This window comes from Bradyrhizobium macuxiense (assembly GCF_007993935.1).
GTDB classification, from domain to species: Bacteria; Pseudomonadota; Alphaproteobacteria; order Rhizobiales; family Xanthobacteraceae; genus Bradyrhizobium; species Bradyrhizobium macuxiense_A.
On sequence record NZ_VITY01000007.1, the window covers coordinates 142,333 to 162,815 of the forward strand.

The window sequence follows — 20,483 nt, forward strand, 5'->3', positions numbered from 1 at the left end:
CCGCATCAGGCAGACTGGATGCGTCCGATCATGTCCTGGTATTTCGGGCCGTATTTGTCCCAGACCGGCTTGACCGCATTTTGGAAGGGCGTCTTGTCGGCGATCTCGATGATCTCGCAGCCGGCGGCTTTCGCCTTTTCCATCGCCTGCTGCTCGTATGTGTTCCAGAGCCCGCGCTCTTCCATTTGCGCCTCGCGGGCAAGCTTCCTGGTCAGCGTCTGGTCGTCGGCCGACAGCGCGGACCAGGCTCGCTTCGAGAACACCAGCACCTCGGGAACGATCAGGTGCTCGGTGAGCGAGAAGTGCTTCGCCGCGGTGTAATGATTGCTGAAGACATAGCTCGGGGGATTGTTCTCGGCGCCGTCGATGACGCCGGTCTGCAACGCACTGAACACCTGATCATAGCCCATCGCAACGCCGTTGCCGCCGAGCGCGTTCATCATGTCGATGAAGATCGGATTGCCGATGACGCGGAACTTGAGGCCCTTGATGTCTGCGATCGTCTTGATCGAATGCTTGGTGTTGTAGAGGCTGCGTGCCCCGGAATTCATCCAGCACAGCGCGACCAGCCCGGCATTCGGGCTTGCCGTGATCTTGTCCAGCAGCTCCTGGCCGATCGGGCCGTCCATCATCCGCTCGGCATGCGCCATGTTCTTGAACAGGAAGGGCATGTTGACGACGTTGATGTCATCGACGATCGGCCCGATCGAGCCGGCGCTGACGCGCAGCATCTGGATCGCGCCGATCTGGGTCTGCTCGATGGTTTCCTTCTCGCCGCCAAGCTGCATCGAAGGGAACATCTGCAGCGAGAGGCGGCCGTTGGTCGCCGCCGCGAGCTTCTTGCCGAGGTTTTCCGTTGCGACCACGGTCGGATAGCCCGGCGGTTGCACGTCTGACGCCTTGAACACCGCCTTCGACTGGCCGAAGGCTGTCCGCGCCGACGTCGCAACGGCCGCGCCCAGGCCGGCGCCGATCTTGATGATGTCACGACGGTTGAGCCCGGCGCCGCGAGTCCGCGATCGATCTGTACGGTTCATTGTCATTCCTCCCAAAAATGTCTGGCCGGAGTCCGGCCGCGGTCATGCCGGCTGGCGTTGCTCGTCGAAGAACTCCGGATTGTTGTGCTGGGTGGCCGCGATGTCGGCCAGCAGCCGTTCGAGATGTCTTGTCATCGCCGCCCCGGCGGCTGCCGGGTCGCGTGCCTCCATCGCGGCCATGACGGCCTCGTGCTCGGCGATGACCTCGGCCATCCGCCCACGCTGCGGCAAGGTGAGCCACCGGAAGCGGTCGACGTGAACCTTGACCTGCAGGATCAGCTTCCAGATGCCGGGGTGTCCGGCAATTTCGGCGATGGCGGCGTGAAAGGCCTCGTCGGCCTGATGGAATGACTCGCGATCATCGGCCCTCTGGGCCTCGCGCTGGCGTTCGAGGATCGCGTGCAGGCCGAGGATCTGGCTGGCGCTGGCGCGCTCGGTCGCCATGCGGGTCGTGGTTTCCTCCAGCGACCTGCGGACAATGATTGCCTCCGGGAGAGCGGCGAGCGGGATGCGCGACACGAAGATGCCCGACTGCGGGAAAATCTCGACCAGGCCTTCGTCCGACAGGCGCAGGATGGCTTCCCGCACCGGCGTCCGGCTGACGCCATAGGAGCGCGCGATCTCGGCCTCGACGATCGGGTCGCCAGGTCTGCGCTGCAAGGAGACAAGTTCAGCGCGCAGTTCGGCATAGATCCGCGCCGCCGCCGTTGCGGTTCGTGGACGACCGGTCCGCCGGCGGCCGGCGAGGTTGCGGAGCTCCGATTTTTTCGGCGAGCGGGCAGGCATTCTTGCTCTCAAAACTGATATATTAGTATATGAAGCGATCGCTGAAGGCAAACGAGCTTCGCTCACATCCCGGGAGGTCACGTGACCGACTACCGCAAGCTGTTCGATCTCACCGGCAAGACCGCCGTGGTGCTGGGCGCCGCCTCCGGTATCGGCAAATCCTCGGCTGAAGCGCTGGCCTCGCTTGGCGCGCGCGTGCTGTGCGCCGATCGTACGCTGGAGGGTGCGGAGGTGACCGCCGCAGCGATCCGGGAGAAGGGTGGATCGGCAACGGCCGCCGCCTGCGATGCGGCCGATCGTGCCGACGTCGAGGCGCTGGCGGCGAAGGCGCTCGCGGAATTGCAGCGCGTCGACATCGCCGTCACCACGCCGGGGCTGAACATCCGCAAGACCATCCTCGACTACACCGAGGAGGATCTCGACCGCGTCATCAACCTCAACATCAAGGGCACGGTCTGGTTCTTCCAGGCGTTCGGCCGCATCATGGTCCAGCATCAGAGCGGCAGCCTGATTGCTTGCTCCTCGGTGCGCGCGGTGACGATCGAGCCGGGGCTTGCGGTCTATGGTTCGACCAAGGCCGCGATCGGTCTCCTGGTCAAGGGCTTCGCGTCCGAGGTCGGCCGCTCCGGCGTCCGCGTCAACGCCATCGCGCCGAGCATCGCGGAAACCGCGTTGACCGGCCCGTTCAAGCAGCGGCCCGACATCTACAATCTCTATGCCGGCCACACCGTGTTCAATCGCTGGAGCAGCGCCGACGAAGTCGCCACCGCCGTCGCCTATCTTGCATCCGACGCAGCGAGCTATGTCAGCGGCAGCACGCTGTTCGTCGACGGCGGCTGGACGGCGGTCGATGGGCCGCCGACGGGTCTCACCCAGTTGGCGCGCTAGCTACGACATCGGGCCGGAAACGAAACCAGCCTGACTGCGTAGCTCAGACGCATCCGTCGACGTCAGCAGCCCGATCAGGCGTTGCGCCTGCGGTGCAGCCGATGCCTGCGTTGCAACGGCAGCCGTATACATGGTCGCGAGCCCGCATCCCGGCGGTAAGGTCCCCGAAAGCTTGACACCCGGGGTACTGATGATCTCGGTCGATTGCGTGCAACCGATCGGTCGCCGGTCTCGGGACTCGGCCAGATGCCGCATCGCAGTCGCGCCGTTCGGGAAGATCTTCAGCCGGTCGGCGACGACGTCAGTGATGCCGAGTTGTGCCAGCACCTTGGCGACATGAATTCCGGCGGTTGACGCCTCGGTATCTGGCACGAAGATCGCGTCCGCGGCGAGCAGCGCTGTCCGCAGGCTTGCTGCGTCCTCGGCTTGTGCCGCTGGATCGCCCGCGCGGACCGCAAGCGCCGTTTCAACGCGGCCGAGGTCGGCGATCGAGCTGCGCACAGCCAGCCCTTCGTCGGCAAGCGTCGCGATCAGCGCAGAGGTCAGGATGACGACGTCGGTCGGAACGCCGGCCCGCAACCTGTCGGCCATGGCACCGACTGCGCCAAAATCACCGGCAATGCCGAGGCCGGTTTCGGCTTTAAACGCAGGCGCAAGGCTGCGCACCAGTCCCTGCGCCGCGCCGCCGCTCAGGATATTCAACGTCTTCATGTGCACTGTTCCATCACCCCGGTCCTGCCGTCACGTGACTATTCGGTCTTGTCCAGTCGTTTGACGACGTCCGCCCACTTCACGATATCGGCGCGCAGGAACGTGTCGAATGCTTCCGGCGTCATCGTCATCGGCACCGCGCCCTGTTCGGCCCAGAGCTTCGCGACCTCCGGCCGCTTGATCGCGGCGATTACGGCCATGTTGAGTTTGTCGATGATCGGCTTCGGCGTACCCGCTGGCGCCATCAGGCCGAGCCAGATCGTCGCCTCATAGCCGGAAACGCCCGCCTCGATGACTGTCGGAATGTTGGGCAGCACCGCGGAACGGGTCTTGCCGGTGGTCGCAAGCGCGCGGACCTGGTTTTCGGCAACATTCGGTGCCATCGCCGGCACGGCATCGATCATCATCTGGACCTGGCCACCGATGACGCCGCTGCGGGCTTCGCCGCTGTTGCGGTAGGGCACGTGCACGACGTTGATCCCGGCCATGGCTTTGAACAATTCGCCCGCCATGTGATACGGCGTCCCCTGGCCCGACGAAGCGTAGTTCAGCTTTCCGGGCTCCGCCTTTGCGAGCGCGATGAATTCCTGCAACGTCGTTGCCGGCACGGCGGGGTGGACCACGATCACGAGATCCGAAGTGTTCAGGGATGCGACCGGCACGAGGTCGCGCATCAGCTCGTATTTGCGTTGGGGCACCAGCGATTCATTCGCGGTCTGGGTGTTCGACATCATCAGCAGGGTGTAGCCATCGGCCGGCGCCTTGGCGACCTCGAGCGTGCCGATCACGCCGCCGGCGCCGGTGCGGTTCTCCACCACAAAGGGCTGGCCGAGGCTTTCCTGCAGGATGCTGCCGATCTGCCGCGCAACGACGTCGGCCGGACCGCCGGGGCCGAAGGGAACGATGATCCTGACCGGCCGCGCAGGGTAATCCTCGGCGTCGGCACGTGAGCCCGACATCGACACGGTCAGCAATGCCGCGACACACATCAAGGCGCACCGAAAGCCCGCCATTGATCGTCTCCCCCAACTTTAGTCTTGTTTCTTGATCAGAAGTCTAGCTGCAACCTGAAGGCTCTGTCGACGACAGACTCCGTCTTCGCGCATCGGAATGAGAGCGGGAGGGCGGTGTACTCAAACTTCGCCATCACGTGCGGGGAATCAAATGAGGAAACATCCTGGGCTATCGCGGCGCGATCTGCTGAAGGGCTCCAGCGCCGTGCTGGCGGGCGCCGCCTTTTCAACGCGCGTGACGGCTGCCGCGCCACCTGCGGAACCGGTGACGCCGGCGCTGATCGAGGCCGCGAAGAAGGAAGGACAGGTCGTCTACTACACTTCGACTGACCTGCCGGTCGCCGAGAAGCTGGCGAAGGCATTCGAAGCGAAATATGCCGGGATCACCGTGCGTGTCGAACGCACTGGCGCGGAGCGTGTGTTCCAGCGGGTCGGCCAGGAATATTCCAGCAACATTCACGCGGTCGACGTCGTCAATTCCTCCGATGCTGCACATTTCATCGTGTGGAAGCGCGACGGCATCCTTGCGCCCTATGTCCCGGATGAGGTCGCGAAATACTATCCGGACGAACATCGCGATGCGGACGGACAGTTCGCCAGCTTCCGGGTCTGGCTGTCGATCATTGCCTACAACACCAATCTCGTGAAGGCCGAGGAGGCGCCGAAGAGCTTTGCCGATCTGCTCGATCCGAAATGGAAGGGCAAGATCGTGAAGGGGCATCCCGGCTATAGCGGCACCATCATGACCGCGACCTATCAGATGCAGCGTGATCTCGGCTGGGGTTTCTTCGAGCGTCTCGCCAAGCAGAACATCATGCAGGTGCAGTCTTCGACCGATCCGCCGAAGAAGCTCGATCTCGGCGAGCGCGCGGTGATGGCCGACGGCAACGAGTACAACATCTTTCAGTTGAAGGAAGCCGGCCGCCCGGTCGAGCCGGTCTATGCCACCGAGGGATCGCCGATCATCGTCGGCCCCAATGGGATCTTCAAGGACTGTCCGCATCCCAATGCGGCAAGGCTGTTTCAGTCGTTCGCGCTCGGGCGCGAGGGGCAGCAGCTCAATGTCGAGATCGGCGGCCTCAGGTCCGTCCACGCGCAGGCCCAGGAGAAAGCCGGGCGCAAGCCGTTGAAGGACATCAAGACGATGAAGGACGATCCGGCGGCGGTGGAGCGGGAAGGCGAATCGATCAAGACGCGCTACACCCGCATCTTCCGCGTTTGACCGACGGTTCAGGCCGATAGCAGTCTGTCTCGGCCGTTGTCGCATGGCTCATGCCCGGTTTTTGCCCGGGCTGGGTCAATAATGCCCCTCGGCGGAGGGGATATTTGATGTTACCAATTTGGTATGAACCAGCATGCCAAGGTCGACATCCGCCATTCCACCTGTCCGCACGACTGCCCCTCGGCGTGTGCGCTCGACGTCGAGGTAATCGAAGGACGTTCGATCGGCAGGGTGCGCGGCTCCAAACAGCAGACCTATACGGCCGGCGTGGTCTGCGCCAAGGTGGCGCGTTATGCCGAGCGCATCCATCACGCCGAGCGGCTGACGGTTCCGCTGCGCCGGACCGGGCCAAAGGGCTCCGGACAGTTCGCCCGGATTTCCTGGGACGAGGCGCTGGACGAGATCGCCGCGCGTTTCGATGCCGCCGAGCGCGAGTTCGGCGCCGAGTCGGTCTGGCCTTATTACTACGCCGGCACCATGGGGCTCGTGATGCGCGATGGCCTCAATCGCCTGTCGCATGTGAAAAAGTATTCGCGCTTCTACGGCACGATCTGCTCGACCATCGCGCGCATCGGCTTTGCCGCTGGGACCGGCAAGATCGCCGGCGTCGATCCCCGCGAGATGGGCGTGTCCGACCTCGTCGTGATCTGGGGCACCAACCCGGTGAACACCCAGGTCAACGTGATGACGCATGCGTCCCGCGCGCGGAAGGAGCGTGGCGCCAAGATCGCGGCGGTCGACGTCTACAACAACGAGACCATGAAGCAGGCCGACATCAAGATCCTGCTGCGGCCGGGGACCGATGGCGCCTTCGCCTGCGCCGTGATGCACGTGCTGTTCCGCGAGGGATTTGCCGATCGCGATTATCTCGCGCGCTATACCGATTGCCCCGACGAGCTCGAGGCGCATCTGAAGACCCGCACGCCGGAATGGGCGTCGGCGATCTCGGGCGTGCCGGTCGCGGAGATCGAGGCGTTCGCGCGGTTGGTCGGACAGACCAAGCGTTCGTTCTTCCGTCTGGGCTACGGTTTCACCCGCAGCCGCAACGGCGCCGCCCAGATGCACGCCGCGTCGTGCATTCCGGCCGTCACGGGCGCCTGGCAATATGAGGGCGGCGGCGCGTTCTTCAACAATGCCGGAATCTGGCGCTTCGACGAGTCGATCATCGAGGGCCACGACGCGATCGATCCCACGACGCGGGTGCTCGATCAGTCGAAGATCGGCCGCATCCTGACCGGCGATGCCGAGGCGCTGCGCGGCGGCGGGCCGGTCAAGGCGATGCTGATCCAGAACACCAATCCGATGACGGTGGCGCCCGAGCAGGCGCTGGTGCGGCAGGGGTTTGCCCGCGAGGATCTGTTCGTCGCGGTGCATGAGCAGTTCATGACCGAGACGGCGCAGATGGCCGACATCGTGCTGCCGGCGACGATGTTCATGGAGCACGACGACCTCTATTACGGCGGTGGCCATCAGCACATCTCGATCGGCCCGAAGCTGATCAATCCGCCCGGCGAGTGCCGTTCGAACCACGAGGTGCTGCAGGGGCTCGGCCGCAGACTGAACGCCGTGCATCCCGGCTTCGACATGACGCCGCGCCAGCTGATCGATGCGACGCTGAAGAAGAGCGGGCACGGCGATATCGGGGCGCTGGAGGCCGACATCTGGCGCGATCTGCAGCCCGATTTCCGCACCTCGCATTATCTCGACGGCTTTGCCCATGCCGACAAGAAGTTCCACTTCAAGGTCGATTGGGGCAAGGTGCCGGTCGGTTCAGGCGGGCTGATGGGCGCGTGGGACAAGATGCCCTCGCTGCCCGACCACTGGACGATCATCGAGGAGGCGGACGCGCAGCATCCGTTCCGGCTCGCGACGTCGCCGTCGCGCAGCTTCCTCAACACCAGCTTCAACGAGACGCCATCGTCGCAGGCCCGCGAGGGCGCGCCGACCGTGATGATCCATCCCGACGATGCGGCTGGCCTGTCGATCGCGGATGGCGATGCCGTGACGCTCGGCAACACGCGCGGCGAGACCACGCTGACTGCAAAGCTGTTCGATGGCGTTCGCCGCGGCGTGCTGATCGCCGAGTCGATCCATCCGAACAAGTCGCATATCGGCGGCCGCGGCATCAACATGTTGACCGGGGCCGAAGCCGTCGCTCCGGTCGGCGGCGCCGCATTCCACGACAACAAGGTCTGGATCAGGAAGGCGCCGGCCGTCGCATAATCCTGCTTGCAGTCGGTGCCGATCCTGCCGCAAATGGCGGCTGACAACAGCACATGGGCAGGAAAGAAGGCGGGAAACATGACCGACAACAGCGTTCTCTTGGAAAAGCGCGGGCAGGCCTACTGGATCACCATCAACCGCCCGGACAAGCGAAACGCGCTCAATGCCGGTGTGATCGCGGGCATCGCCAGGGGTTATCGCGAGGCACATGACGACAAGGACGTGCGCGTCATCGTGCTGACCGGCGCCGGCGACAAGGCGTTCTGCGCCGGTGCCGATCTGCAGAACAGCGGCGCGGCGTTCTCAATGGATTTTTCGCGGCCGAATGTCGATTATGCCGATCTGCTGCGGCTGTCGCAGAACGCGACCAAGCCCGCGATCGCGCGGGTCGGCGGCGTCTGCATGGCCGGCGGCATGGGGCTGTTGTGCATGACCGACATGGCGGTGGCCGGCGATGGCGTGATCTTCGGTCTGCCGGAGGTGAAGGTCGGCGTGTTTCCAATGCAGGTGCTGAGCCTGCTGCAGTCGATCGCGCCGCCACGCCTCGTCAACGAATGGGCGCTGACCGGCGAGCCGTTCGATGCGAAGACCGCGCAGGCCGCGGGCCTTCTCAACTATGTCGTGCCGGCGGCCGAGCTCGACGCCAAGGTCGATTGGCTGATTGGCCGCATCGTCGACAAGTCGCCGACGGCGATCCGCCGCGGCAAATACGCCATGCGCGCGATCGCCTCGATGTCGTTCGACGAAAGCATCGCTTACACCGAAAGCCAGATCGCGCTGCTCGCGATGACCGAGGACGCCAAGGAAGGCCTCAAGGCCTTCGGCGAGAAGCGCAAGCCGACCTGGACCGGGCGATAGGCAGGGGTTGCGCCTGCCGACAATACCCGCTGAATCCGTCGAAAATGACCCAAAGCGGACGTGTTTGAGAGTTCAGAAGTTGCTAATTCTACGAGAACTCGCGTATGCACTACGCGTAGGATCGTAATGTGAGAAATTCAAATGACGATGGAGCTGAGGGGCGCGAGCGGCGAGGGATTTGCGACGATTGCCGCTGACGGTCGCGTGTTGGATTCCTGGTTTCTTCGGCTGAGCCTGGTTGCGCAGCCCGGCAAGGCGGCGACGGTACGGCTGACGAGCGACGAGATCACCAGGTCGTTGGGTGAGGCGGCAGACGGATGTGCGCGACACGACGACATCCGCAATGTCGACATCGTTGCCATTCGTACGGAAATTGACTCCCTTGCATCGGCGCCGGCTGATGTGCACGACGCATATCTTCGCCTCCATCTGCTGAGCCATCGGCTCGTCCAGCCGAATTGCCTGAACCTCGACGGAATATTCGGTCTGTTACCAAACGTTGCCTGGACGACTCTCGGTCCCTGCGAACCCTCTCGTGTACCGGACGCGCGACTCGGAGCGCGAAAGCGTTCCCTCGCCTTCGAAGTGACGGGCTTGGATAAGTTCCCGCGCATGACTGATTACGTGACGCCCGCGGATGTGAGAATTGCAGATGCGGATCGCGTCAGGCTCGGAGCCCACTTGGCTCCGGGTACAACCGTCATGCATGAAGGCTTTTGCAATTTTAATGCGGGCACGCTCGGTCCCTGCATGGTCGAAGGCCGGATCAGCGCCGGTGTGGTTGTGGGAAGCGGCAGCGACATTGGTGGCGGAGCGTCGATCATGGGCACTCTGTCCGGCGGAGGGAAAGAGAGGATTACAGTTGGCGAGCGCTGCCTGATCGGAGCCAACGCCGGTATCGGCATTTCATTGGGCGACGATTGTATCGTCGAAGCGGGCTGTTATGTCACGGCAGGCGCGCGCATCCTTTTGGAGGATGGCCGAGTGCTGAAAGCTAAGGAACTCTCGGGCCAGAAGGGCCTGCTGTTTCGGCGTAACTCCCAGAGCGGCGCTCTTGAGGCAACCAGGCGGACTCCGAACTGGGACGGCCTCAACGCGCAACTTCACGGCTAGGCCGTTCGATCGAAGCCGTCGTCAGCGACATGGTAGCGCGTCAGCGATGCCGCCTTTTCGTCCATCGCGAGAGTCGCTGCGGTTGCACGGAGGCGGTCGATGTCGGGGCGAACCGGACATCGACCAAGATCTATGAGTGCGGGCCCTGGCCACGCAGGCCCGACAGAGCAGGCCCGGCAGCTCAGCCCGCGTTGGCCTTCAGGCCGGCCGCTTCGATGCCGGCCACGGCGCAGATCTCGTCATTGTCTGAGGTGTCGCCGCTGACGCCGACGGCGCCGAGCAGGGTCGAGCCGTTCATGATCAGCACGCCGCCGGGGACCGGCACCAGCCGGCCCTGCGCCAACGTGTTCACAGAATCGATGAAATAGGCCTGCTCTTGCGCGCGCTGAAACAGCGCCCGCGATCCCATGCCGAGCGCCAGCGCGCCGTAGGCCTTGCCGTGGGCGATCTCGGCCCGCATCAGGCTGGTACCGTCCTGTGCTGCCGTCACCTTCACCGCGCCGCGGGCGTCGAGGATGGTGACGACCAGCGGCTTCAGCTTCTTCTCGACGCCCTTGGCGAGGGCGGCATCCAGAATCTTGCGGGCGGTGTCGAGAGTGAGCTCAGCCATGGGCTTAGTCCTTTGTCGGCAATGATTGGTTGGATTTCGATGTCGCACGTTTCAGGCTCATCGCCAATACGCTGGCGACATGCAGCGGCGTGCGCCCGCTGCCGTCCTTGATCTGGTGCCGGCAGGAGGCGCCGTCGGCCACGATCAGCGTGTCCTGGTCGGCGCTGCGAACCGCAGGGAGCAGCGACAGCTCGGCCATCTCGATCGAAGCCTGATAGGTGTCCGCGCCATAGCCGAACGCACCGGCCATGCCGCAGCAACTCGACTCGATGATCTTGACGTCGAGGCCCGGCACCAGGCGGAGCACCTTCTCCACTGGCTTGAACGCGCCAAAGGATTTTTGGTGGCAATGGCCGTGCACGACGACCTTGCCGGCGACCGCGCCAAGCGGCAGCGCGAGGCGTCCGGCCTCGGCCTCGCGCACCAGAAACTCCTCGAACAGCAGCGCGTGCGCGCTGACGCTCTTTGCGGCGTCGTCCGAACGCAGCGACAGCAGCTCGTCGCGCAGGGTCAGCAGGCAGCTCGGCTCGAGGCCGATGATCGGCACGCCGCGGGCCGCGAAAGGCGCGTAGGTCGCAACCAGCCGGTCGAGCTCGGCGCGGGCCTGTTCGACGAGCCCGGCCGACAGGAACGTTCGCCCGCAGCACGGCGGCCGCGCGCCGTTCGATGGCCTCGGCAGATGCACGCGATAGCCGCCGGCGACCAGGACCTCGATCGCGGCGTCGAGATTCTCCCGCTCGTAACCGCGGTTGAACGTGTCGGCGAACAGCACCACTTCGCGTCCGCCCGCCGGACCCAGCACCTCGGCGTCGGGCCGGAAGGTGTCGCGGCGAAATTCCGGCAAGGCACGCTTGGCGCTGATCCCGGCGATTTTCTCGAACAGCGCGCGCAGCAGCGGGCTGTTGTTGCGCCAGTTCGCAAGTGGGGCGAAGCGCGAGGCGAGATCGAGGTAGCGCGGCAGATAGCCGACCAGCCGGTCGCGCAGCGAGAGGCCGTGCGTTGCCGCGCGCGCCGCCAACACCTCGATCTTCATCTTGGCCATGTCGACGCCGGTCGGGCATTCATGGCGGCAGGCCTTGCAGGAGACACAGAGCTTCAGCGTCTCCATCATCTCGTCGGAGGCCAGCGCGTCCGCACCCAACTGGCCTGAGATCGCGAGCCGCAGCGTATTGGCGCGGCCGCGGGTGACGTCCTTCTCGTTGCGCGTGGCACGATAGGACGGGCACATCACGCCGCCCTCGAGCTTGCGGCAAGCGCCGTTGTTGTTGCACATCTCGACCGCGCCCTGGAAGCCGCCGCCGGCGCCGGGATAGGCCGACCAGTCGAGCACGGTCTTCAATTCGCCGACGCGGTAATCCGGCGAATAACGAAACAGCGAGCGATCGTCCATCCCGGGCGGATCGACGATCTTGCCCGGATTGAGTGTATTGCCGGGGTCGAAGCGCTGCTTGACCTCGCGGAAATCGGCGACGATGCGCGCGCCGAACATCGTCTCGTGGAATTCCGAGCGCACCAGGCCGTCGCCGTGCTCGCCGGAATGCGAGCCCTTGTATTCGCGCACCATCGCGAAGGCTTCCTCGGCAATGGCGCGCATTGCCTTGACGTCCTTCTCGAGCTTGAGGTTGAGCACCGGCCGCACATGCAGGCAGCCCTCGGAGGCGTGCGCATACATCGTGCCGCGGGTGCCGTGCTTGGCGAACACGGCATTGAGCCGTTCGGTGTAGTCGGCGAGATGCGGCAGCGGCACCGCGCAATCCTCGACGAAGGAGACCGGCTTGCCCTCCTGCTTCATCGACATCATGACGTTGAGGCCGGCGGCGCGGAAATCGGCGATGCCGGTCTGCAGCGCCGGCTCGACGATCTCGACCACGCCGCCCCATTTGCGCTGCGGCTTGTCCCAGCCGAAGCCGAGGTCGCCCATCAGCGCGCCGAGCTGCTTGAGGCGGACGAGATTGTCGGCCTGATCTTCCTCGGCGAACTCGACCACCAGGATCGCGTCGGGATCGCCGCGCACCGCGGCCGAAATGATCGGCTGGAACATCGCGATCTCGCGGCCGAGCGCGATCATGGTGCGATCGACCAGCTCCACAGCAATGGGCCGCAGCTTCACCAGATGCTGGGCCGCGTCCATCGCCTCGTAGAAGCTGCCGAAATGGCAGACACCGAGCGCCTTGTTGCGGATCACCGGCCACAGCTTGAGCTCGACCTGCGTCGTGAAGGCGAGGGTGCCCTCTGATCCGACCAGAAGATGTGCCATGTTGTTCGGCGCGTTGCGCGGCACCAGTGCGTCGAGGTTATAGCCGCCGACGCGGCGCTGCACCTTGGGGAATTTGTCCGCGATCTCGAGCGCCTCGCGCTCGCCGAGATCGAGCATGTCGCGGAACAGCCTCAAGCCGCTGTCGGACGCATTGACCCGCGTCAGATCGCGCGGCACCTCGCCGAAATGCAGCAGCGTGCCGTCGGCAAGCGCTGCATCCATCGACAGCGTGTTGTCGCGCATCGTGCCGTAGCGCAGCGAGCGGCCGCCGCAGGAATTGTTGCCGGCCATGCCGCCGATCGTGGCGCGCGACGCGGTCGAGACGTCCACCGGAAACCACAGCCCGTGCTTCCTGAGCTGTCGGTTGAGGTCGTCGAGCACGATGCCGGGTTGGACCACGCAGGTGCGGTTCGCGACGTCGAGCGAAATGAGCCTGTTCAGATGCTTGGACAGGTCGACCACGATGCCGTCATTGACGGTCTGGCCGCATTGCGAGGTGCCGCCGCCGCGCGGGGTGACGATCCGCCCGGCGTCGCGGACGATCGCAAGCGTCCGCAGCGCCTCGTCAATGGTCCGCGGCACCACCACGCCGGCCGGCATGATCTGGTAGAACGAGGCGTCGGTCGCGTAGCGGCCGCGATTGAAGGCATCGAAAAACACGTCGCCGGTCAGGTCGGACCGCAGGCGCTGTTCGAGCGATGAGGCGTTCTTCATCCCAGATCCAATGTGATCCACGGCGCAACCAATATTGCCCGCGGATTATTCATTCAGTTGAGATCAGAGTTACATTATGAATGCAAAATGAGCAAGGCTAGCTGCCGTGAGGCGCAGCCTCGGGGGCGCTGTCCTGCCCCTCAGCGAGGTGCTCGATGGCGGCGCCGCGCTTGTTGCGCAGGTGCTGGAACAGGATGTCGCTGAGTTCGCTGCCGGCGCGGCGGCGCAGTGCATCGAGGATCGCCTCGTGCTCGCGCATCGCCTCGGCCCAGCGCTGGCGCTTGCGGGCGAAATTGGCGGAATAGCGCACACGGCGGATCCGGCCGGCGAAATTGGCGTAGGTCGTCTTCAGCGTCTCGTTGCGCGCGGCCGCGACTATGCTCTCGTGGATCTGCTGGTTGCTCTGGAAATAACCGTGCATGTCGCGGTGCAAATAGTGGCCGTACATCTCGTAGTGCAGCCGCTCGATCGCCGCGATTTCCTCATCCGTGATGACCTCGCACGCCAGTCGTCCAGCGAGGCTCTCGAGCCCGGCCATGACGTCGAACAATTCCTCGAGGTCGCGCTGGCTGAGCTGGCGCACCCGCGCGCCGCGATTGGGCAAGAGCTCGATCAGGCCTTCGGCGGCCAGCACCTTGAGCGCCTCGCGCAAGGGCGTCCTGGAGATCCCCAGCATCTCACAGAGCTTCCGTTCCGGAACACGGGCGCCCTCGGGAATGTTGCCTTCCACCACATGGTCGCGGAGCCGCAGCAGGATCTCGCCGTGTAGCGAGGTCTCCTGGCGGTCGCCGCCATTGCCGGCGACGGGCGGAGTGATCGGAACCCCGGTTTCGGGAATCGCGGATTTCATATTCTGAACAATAGTTTGCCGTCGCGGTCGCGTCGATCTTCCAATTCGAATACCAAAATTGGATTGAAAAGACAAAAAATGAATGCAAAATAGCTCCACGAAGAGCCGGAATCCGGCGATTGGGAGGTTCTCATGCATCAAGGGCGCCATTTTCTGCAGATTCCAGGGCCGAGCCCCGTTCCGGATCGCATTCTTCGCGCGATGGATATGCCGGTCATCGACCATCGCAGCGCGGAGTTCGCCGCGCTTGGCCGGACGGTGCTCGAAGGGAGCGCCAAAATCTTCCAGACCAATGGTCCGGTGGTGATCTTCCCGTCTTCGGGCACCGGCGCCTGGGAAGCCGCGATCGTCAACACGCTGTCGCCGGGCGACAAGGTCCTGATGGTCGAGACCGGCCACTTCGCCACCCTGTGGCGGCAACTGGCCGGCCGTTTCGGCATCGAGGTCGACTTCATCTCCGGTGACTGGCGCCGCGGCGCCGACCCCGGCCAGATCGAAGCAAAACTCGCTGATGACACCGCGCACAGCATCAAGGCGGTGATGGTCGTCCACAACGAGACCTCGACCGGCGCCACCAGCCGGATCGGTGACATCCGCGCCGCCATCGACCGCACCGCGCATCCAGCGCTGTTGATGGTCGACACCATCTCCTCGCTGGGCTCGGTCGATTACCGGCACGACGAGTGGAAGGTCGATGTCAGCGTCAGCTGTTCGCAGAAGGGTTTCATGCTGCCGCCCGGCCTCGGCTTCAACGCGATTTCGGAAAAGGCCCGCGCCGCGTCGCGCAGCAACAAGATGCCGCGCTCCTATTTCGATTGGGAGGAGATGCTGAAGCCGAACGCCAACGGCTTCTTCCCTTATACGCCGGCGACGAACCTGCTCTACGGGCTGCGCGAGGCCATCGCGATGCTGCTGGAGGAGGGGCTCGACAACGTGTTCGCGCGCCATCAGCGGCTCGCCGCCGCGACGCGTGCCGCCGTCAATCATTGGGGGCTCGAGGTGCTGTGCCAGGAGCCCGCGGAATTCTCGCCGGTTTTGACCGCGGTGCTGATGCCGCCCGGCCATGATGCCGATGCGTTCCGCAAGGTCGTGCTCGACAATTTCAACATGTCGCTCGGCTCCGGCCTGTCGAAGGTCGCCGGCAAGGTGTTTCGCATCGGCCATCTCGGCGAGTGCAACGAGCTGACGCTGCTTGGCGCGCTCACCGGCGTCGAGATGGGGCTGTCGGTCGCCGGCGTGCCGCACCGCGCGGGTGGCGTCGCGGTTGCGATGAAGCTGCTCGAACAGCGCGACCAGCGCAATGCGTCGTCGCATCTGAAGGTGGTCGGCACCTAGCGACACCAACAACCAGAAAATCGCAGACCAGGGAGGGGATATGAGGCTCCGGTTCAAGGCCACCCACGTCGTGTTGGCCATGCTCTGCGTGATGTATTTCATCACCTATGTCGACCGGGTGAACATCGGCACCGCCGCCGGCGACATCCAGAAGGAGCTTGGCCTCTCCAACACCCACCTCGGCCTGGTGTTCTCGGCGTTCGCCTATCCGTATCTGCTGTTCCAGGTGATCGGCGGCTGGGTCGGCGATCGCTTCGGACCGCGCCAGACGTTGTTCTGGTGCGGCATGATCTGGGCTGCGGCGACCATCATGACCGGCTTTGTCCATGGTCTCGCTGCCCTGTTCGTCGCGCGGTTCGCGCTCGGGTTCGGCGAAGGCGCGACGTTTCCGACCGCGACGCGCGCGATGCAGTACTGGACGCCGGCGAACCGCCGCGGCTTCGCGCAAGGCCTGACACACTCGTTTGCGCGGCTCGGCAATGCGGTGACCCCGCCGGCCGTCGCGCTCCTGATCCTCTGGCTGACCTGGCGCGGCGCATTCGTCGTGCTCGGTATCGTCAGTCTGCTGTGGGGTATCGTGTGGGTATGGTACTTCCGCAACGAGCCGAAGGATCATGCCTCGATCACCGCGGCCGAGCTCGCGACCTTGCCGCCGCGCCCACTGGGCGAGCGGCCGAAGGTGCCGTGGGGACCGCTGTTGCAGCGGATGTGGCCGGTGACCCTGACCTATTTCTGCTACGGCTGGTGCCTGTGGCTCTACCTCAACTGGCTGCCGCTGTTCTTCAAGAACAACTACAGCCTCGACTTGAAGAACTCGGCGCTGTTCGCATCCGGCGTGTTCTTTGCCGGCGTCGTCGGCGACAGCATCGGCGGCGTCATCTCCGATCGCATCCTCGAGCGGACAGGCAATGTGCGCCTGGCGCGGCTCAGCGTGACGATCGTGGGATTCGCCGGTGCGCTGCTCTCGCTGATGCCGATCCTGTTCGTGCACGACATCACGGTGGTCGCGCTGTGCCTGTCGGCGGGCTTCTTCTGCGCCGAGCTCGTGATCGGTCCGATGTGGTCGATCCCGATGGATATCGCACCGAAATATTCCGGCACCGCCGCGGGGATCATGAACACCGGCTCGGCCTTCGCGGCGATCGTCTCGCCGCTGGTTGCCGGCTTCGTCATTGACGCCACCGGGAACTGGTACCTGCCGTTCCTGATGTCGATGGGCCTGCTGCTGCTCGGCGGTTTCTCGGCGTTCCTGATGCACCCCGAACGGCCGTTCGAGGAGGCGAGCGGGCTGACGGTGCCGGGCAAGGTGGTGGCCGCCGGATGAGCGGCTGCCGGCACCGACGGAGCGCCGTCAGATATGCATGACGGCCCCCCGCCGGGCCTAGGACAAACCCGGCGAATAGTGATATGCGAGCGGCTTACCAAGACCAAGGCAAGACCGGGAAAGACGCTCATGACTGTGCATACTGGAAGGCATTTTCTGCAGATTCCGGGACCGACCAACGTGCCGGACCGGGTGCTGCGGGCGATGGACATGCCGACCATGGACCACCGCGGTGCCGAATTCGCCGAGATCGGCTTTGCCGTGATGTCTGCGATGCAGCGCGTGTTCCGCACCAAGCAGCCCGTGATCATTTACCCCTCGTCGGGGACCGGCGCCTGGGAAGCCGCGATCGTCAACACCTTGCAGCCCGGCGACAAGGTGCTGATGTGCGAGACCGGCCAGTTCGCCGTGCTGTGGCACGGCATCGCCGACAAGTTCAAGCTCGACGTCGACTTCATTCCGGGCGACTGGCGCCACGGCGCCGACCTCGAGCAGATCGAGGCCAGGCTTGCCGCCGACAAGGCGCACAAGATCAAGGCGGTCTGCATGGTCCATAACGAGACCTCCACCGCCTGCGTGACCTATCCGCTCAACGTCCGAAAGATCCTCGACACGCTGAAGCATCCGGCGCTGCTGATGGTCGACACCATCTCCGGCCTCGGCTCGCTGGAATATGAGCATGACGCCTGGGGCATCGACGTCTCGATCGCCGGTTCCCAGAAGGGACTGATGCTGCCGCCCGGCCTCGGCTTCAACGCCGTGTCGGAAAAGGCGCTGGCGGTGGCGAAGGCCAATCCGGGGATGCGCTCCTATTGGGACTGGCAGGAGGTCATCAACATCAACAAGGCCGGCACCTGGCCTTATACGCCCGCGACCAACCTTCTGTTCGGCCTGCGTGAGGCGGTGAAGATGCTGGAGGAGGAGGGGCTGGAGAACGTGTTCGCCCGCCACAAGCGCCACAGCGAAGCGACGCGCGCCGCGATCAAGGTCTGGGGCCTGGAGACGCAGTGCCAGGAGCAGGGCGCGCATTCGCCGGCGCTGACCGCGGTGCGGGTGCCTGACGGCCACGACGCCGACCACTTCCGCAAGGTTGTGCTGGATAATTTCGACATGTCGCTCGGCACCGGCCTTAACAAGGTCAAGGGCAAGGTGTTCCGGATCGGGCACATCGGTCACTTCAACGACCTGATGTTGATGGGCACGCTGTCCGGCGTCGAGATGGGCCTTGATCTGGCCAAGGTGCCGCATCGTGGCGGCGGCGTGCTGGCGGCGATGGATATCCTGAAGGGACGCGACCCATCGCAGGCCTCGAAAGTCGCTTGAGGCCTTGGCCTGAAAATCGAATCGTAACGAACAGAAAGAGCGAGACATGAACGCGCCCGTCGCACCGACCGAAGACCTGATCTACTCCGTCGCCGACGGGATCGCGCGCATCACGTTCAACCGGCCGCAGGCGCGCAACGCGCTGACCTTTGCGATGTATGAGCAGATGGCCTCGATCTGCGAGAACATCAATCAGGATCATCAGATCAAGGCGTTGATCCTGACCGGCGCTGGCGACAAGGCGTTCGCCTCGGGCACCGACATCTCGCAGTTTCGTGCGTTCAAGACCGCGCAGGATGCGCTGGACTATGAGGCGCGGATCGACCGCGTGCTCGGTACGCTCGAACAGTGCCGCGTGCCTGTCATCGCCGCGATTGCCGGCGCCTGCACCGGCGGCGGCGCCGGCATCGCCGCATGCTGCGACATCCGCATCGGCACCGAGGCGACACGGATCGGCTTCCCGATTGCGCGCACGCTCGGCAACTGCCTCTCGATGTCCAACATCTCGCGGCTGGTGTCGCTGATCGGTCCGGCGCGGACCAAGGACCTGATCTTCAAGGCGCGCCTCGTCGAAGCGCCGGAAGCGTTGGCGCTCGGGCTGCTGAACGAAGTCGTACCCGATGTTGAGACCTTGCAGCGCCGGGCCGACGAGACCGCGAAGCTCGTCGCCGGCCATGCGCCGATCACGTTAGAGGTGACCAAGGAAGCGGTCCGCCGCATCCGCCGCACGCTGTCGCGCGACGAAGGCGAAGACCTGATCCTGCGCGCCTATATGAGCGAGGATTTTCGCGAAGGCATGGACGCCTTTCTCAACAAGCGCGCGCCAAACTTCAAGGGCAAGTAGCAGCCGGCACCGGGGCTCTTACGGACCGTGCAACATATTCAGCGTCGTCGCGGCCTAGTGCGCAATTGCGCACGGGGGCCGGGACCCATAACCCCGAATGGTCGTCATTGCGCGATGCTGGAATGACGAGTCCCGCCCACAACTCTTGCTGCGGCGTATGGGTCCCGGCCTTCGCCGGGACGACGATGGTGTATGCGGCCGGCTGCGAGACTCCGTCCGCTCACTCACCTCATTCCAAAGTCATACGCCATGCGGCAGTTCGGCGGCTTGAACTCACTCCTATTCTCGGCACAATGACCGCACCCGCCACCTCGCAGGTTTTGCCAAGCCGAACAAATAGATAGGGAAGAAACACGTGGGACAGATTGTGAAAACCACGGCTGCCATCGCGGCTTTGCTGCTGAGCACGCCGGCGTTTGCCGGCTGGGAGCCGAGCAAGCCGGTCGAGATCGTGGTTGCGGCCGGCGCCGGTGGCGCCTCCGACCAGATGGCGCGGATGATGCAGGCGGCGATCCAGAAGAACAACCTGATGAAGCAGCCGATGGTGGTGTCGCTGAAGGGCGGAGCGTCGGGTGCGGAAGCGCTGATGTACATGAAGTCCAGCGAGGGCGATCCGAACAAGGTTCTGATCGCCTATTCGCTGATCTACATGCTGCCGCTGTCGGCCAAGATTCCGTTCAACTGGCGCGACCTCACGCCGGTGTCGGTGATTGCGCTCGACCAGTTCGTGCTGTGGGACAACGCGAACGGTCCAAAGACGGTGAAGGAGTTCATCGATGCCGCCAAGGCGGCCAGCGCGCCGTTCAAGATGGGCGGCACCGGCTCGAAGCGCGAGGATCACGTGCTGACCGTGTTCATGGAGCAGAAGACCGGCGCGAAATTCTCCTACCTGCCGTACAAGTCCGGCGGCGAGGCCGCGACCCAGCTGGTCGGCGGCCACACCGAGTCCAACGTCAACAATCCCAGCGAAAATCTCGAGGTCTGGCGCGCCGGCCAGGTTCGCGCGCTCTGCGTGTTCGACAAGGAGCGCATCTCCTACAAGACCAAGGTCACCGACACGCAATCCTGGAATGATATCCCGACCTGCAAGGAGGAGGGGCTGGACGTGCAGTATCTGATGCTGCGCGCGATGTTCCTGCCGGGCAAGGTCACGCAGGAGCAGCAGGCCTTCTATGTCGACCTGTTCCAGAAGGTGACGCAGACGGCGGAATACAAGGACTACATGGAGAAGCAGGCGTTGAAGCCGATCTTCCTCACCGGCAAGGACATGGTCGAGTTCCTTGAGGATGACGACAAGCAGAACGCCTCGCTCATGAATGCGGCGGGTTTTGTCGCGAAGTAGCGGTCGCGGTTTGCGTACCCTCAGGCCGGAATT

At 64.4% G+C, this 20,483-nt stretch carries 17 protein-coding genes; 10 read left to right on the forward strand and 7 right to left on the reverse strand.

The genetic code is table 11. From position 1 onward, the window contains the following. Window positions 1-5 precede the first annotated feature (5 nt). Window positions 6-1,037 (reverse strand): TRAP transporter substrate-binding protein, encoded by a 1,032-nt coding sequence (locus FBZ93_RS19755; protein WP_146987663.1) that lies wholly within the window; start codon window positions 1,035-1,037, stop codon window positions 6-8. Window positions 1,038-1,079: 42 nt separating this feature from the next. After that, window positions 1,080-1,823 carry a GntR family transcriptional regulator gene (locus FBZ93_RS19760; RefSeq protein WP_146987665.1) on the reverse strand — a complete coding sequence of 248 codons (744 nt, stop codon included), beginning with the start codon at window positions 1,821-1,823 and terminating at the stop codon, window positions 1,080-1,082. 81 nt (window positions 1,824-1,904) lie between these two features. Here FBZ93_RS19760 and FBZ93_RS19765 point away from each other — a divergent pair, with 81 nt between their 5' ends. Next, entirely contained in the window at window positions 1,905-2,711 is an 807-nt protein-coding gene (locus FBZ93_RS19765) for an SDR family NAD(P)-dependent oxidoreductase (RefSeq protein ID WP_146987666.1), read from the forward strand. Here the strand turns inward: FBZ93_RS19765 and FBZ93_RS19770 are convergent, their stop codons facing one another. Continuing rightward, window positions 2,712-3,422 (reverse strand): molybdate ABC transporter substrate-binding protein, encoded by a 711-nt coding sequence (locus tag FBZ93_RS19770; RefSeq protein WP_146988129.1) that lies wholly within the window; start codon window positions 3,420-3,422, stop codon window positions 2,712-2,714. A 38-nt stretch (window positions 3,423-3,460) separates the two neighbouring features. Next, window positions 3,461-4,411 (reverse strand): tripartite tricarboxylate transporter substrate binding protein, encoded by a 951-nt coding sequence (locus FBZ93_RS19775; RefSeq protein WP_167529140.1) that lies wholly within the window; start codon window positions 4,409-4,411, stop codon window positions 3,461-3,463. 175 nt (window positions 4,412-4,586) lie between these two features. Between FBZ93_RS19775 and FBZ93_RS19780 the strand changes: the two genes are divergently transcribed. The 4 genes from FBZ93_RS19780 (at window position 4,587) to dapD (ending at window position 9,851) form a co-directional block, all read left to right on the forward strand. Further along, entirely contained in the window at window positions 4,587-5,657 is a 1,071-nt protein-coding gene (locus FBZ93_RS19780) for an ABC transporter substrate-binding protein (RefSeq protein ID WP_167529115.1), read from the forward strand. A gap of 123 nt (window positions 5,658-5,780) precedes the next feature. Beyond that, window positions 5,781-7,880, forward strand: coding sequence for a molybdopterin oxidoreductase family protein (locus FBZ93_RS19785; protein WP_146987670.1), 2,100 nt, complete (start codon window positions 5,781-5,783; stop codon window positions 7,878-7,880). 78 nt (window positions 7,881-7,958) lie between these two features. Then, entirely contained in the window at window positions 7,959-8,738 is a 780-nt protein-coding gene (locus tag FBZ93_RS19790) for an enoyl-CoA hydratase/isomerase family protein (protein ID WP_146987672.1), read from the forward strand. Between the two features lie 141 nt (window positions 8,739-8,879). Beyond that, complete coding sequence (gene dapD, locus FBZ93_RS19795; RefSeq protein ID WP_146987674.1) at window positions 8,880-9,851, forward strand: 2,3,4,5-tetrahydropyridine-2,6-dicarboxylate N-succinyltransferase; 972 nt, start codon at window positions 8,880-8,882, stop codon at window positions 9,849-9,851. 181 nt (window positions 9,852-10,032) lie between these two features. On the opposite strand, the gene FBZ93_RS19800 is transcribed toward dapD, so the two are convergent. The 3 genes from FBZ93_RS19800 to FBZ93_RS19810 all read right to left on the reverse strand — a co-directional run bounded on the left by FBZ93_RS19800 (window position 10,033) and on the right by FBZ93_RS19810 (window position 14,282). Continuing rightward, on the reverse strand, window positions 10,033-10,461 hold the full coding sequence (locus FBZ93_RS19800) for a GlcG/HbpS family heme-binding protein (RefSeq protein ID WP_146987676.1): 429 nt from the start codon (window positions 10,459-10,461) through the stop codon (window positions 10,033-10,035). 4 nt (window positions 10,462-10,465) lie between these two features. Beyond that, a complete protein-coding gene (locus FBZ93_RS19805; protein ID WP_146987678.1) occupies window positions 10,466-13,432 on the reverse strand; it encodes an FAD-binding and (Fe-S)-binding domain-containing protein in 2,967 nt (988 codons plus the stop codon). A 97-nt stretch (window positions 13,433-13,529) separates the two neighbouring features. Beyond that, window positions 13,530-14,282, reverse strand: a complete 753-nt coding sequence (locus FBZ93_RS19810) for a GntR family transcriptional regulator (RefSeq protein ID WP_146987679.1) — start codon at window positions 14,280-14,282, stop codon at window positions 13,530-13,532. Window positions 14,283-14,414: 132 nt separating this feature from the next. Between FBZ93_RS19810 and FBZ93_RS19815 the strand changes: the two genes are divergently transcribed. From FBZ93_RS19815 to FBZ93_RS19835, 5 genes are all read left to right on the forward strand, one after another. Then, window positions 14,415-15,617 carry a pyridoxal-phosphate-dependent aminotransferase family protein gene (locus FBZ93_RS19815; protein ID WP_146987681.1) on the forward strand — a complete coding sequence of 401 codons (1,203 nt, stop codon included), beginning with the start codon at window positions 14,415-14,417 and terminating at the stop codon, window positions 15,615-15,617. A 40-nt stretch (window positions 15,618-15,657) separates the two neighbouring features. Continuing rightward, window positions 15,658-16,941, forward strand: coding sequence for an MFS transporter (locus FBZ93_RS19820; RefSeq protein WP_146987683.1), 1,284 nt, complete (start codon window positions 15,658-15,660; stop codon window positions 16,939-16,941). A gap of 129 nt (window positions 16,942-17,070) precedes the next feature. Next, entirely contained in the window at window positions 17,071-18,264 is a 1,194-nt protein-coding gene (locus FBZ93_RS19825; protein ID WP_146987685.1) for a pyridoxal-phosphate-dependent aminotransferase family protein, read from the forward strand. Between the two features lie 46 nt (window positions 18,265-18,310). Continuing rightward, window positions 18,311-19,108, forward strand: a complete 798-nt coding sequence (locus FBZ93_RS19830; protein WP_146987687.1) for an enoyl-CoA hydratase/isomerase family protein — start codon at window positions 18,311-18,313, stop codon at window positions 19,106-19,108. A gap of 364 nt (window positions 19,109-19,472) precedes the next feature. Continuing rightward, complete coding sequence (locus tag FBZ93_RS19835) at window positions 19,473-20,450, forward strand: Bug family tripartite tricarboxylate transporter substrate binding protein (protein WP_433995433.1); 978 nt, start codon at window positions 19,473-19,475, stop codon at window positions 20,448-20,450. Window positions 20,451-20,483 lie beyond the last annotated feature (33 nt).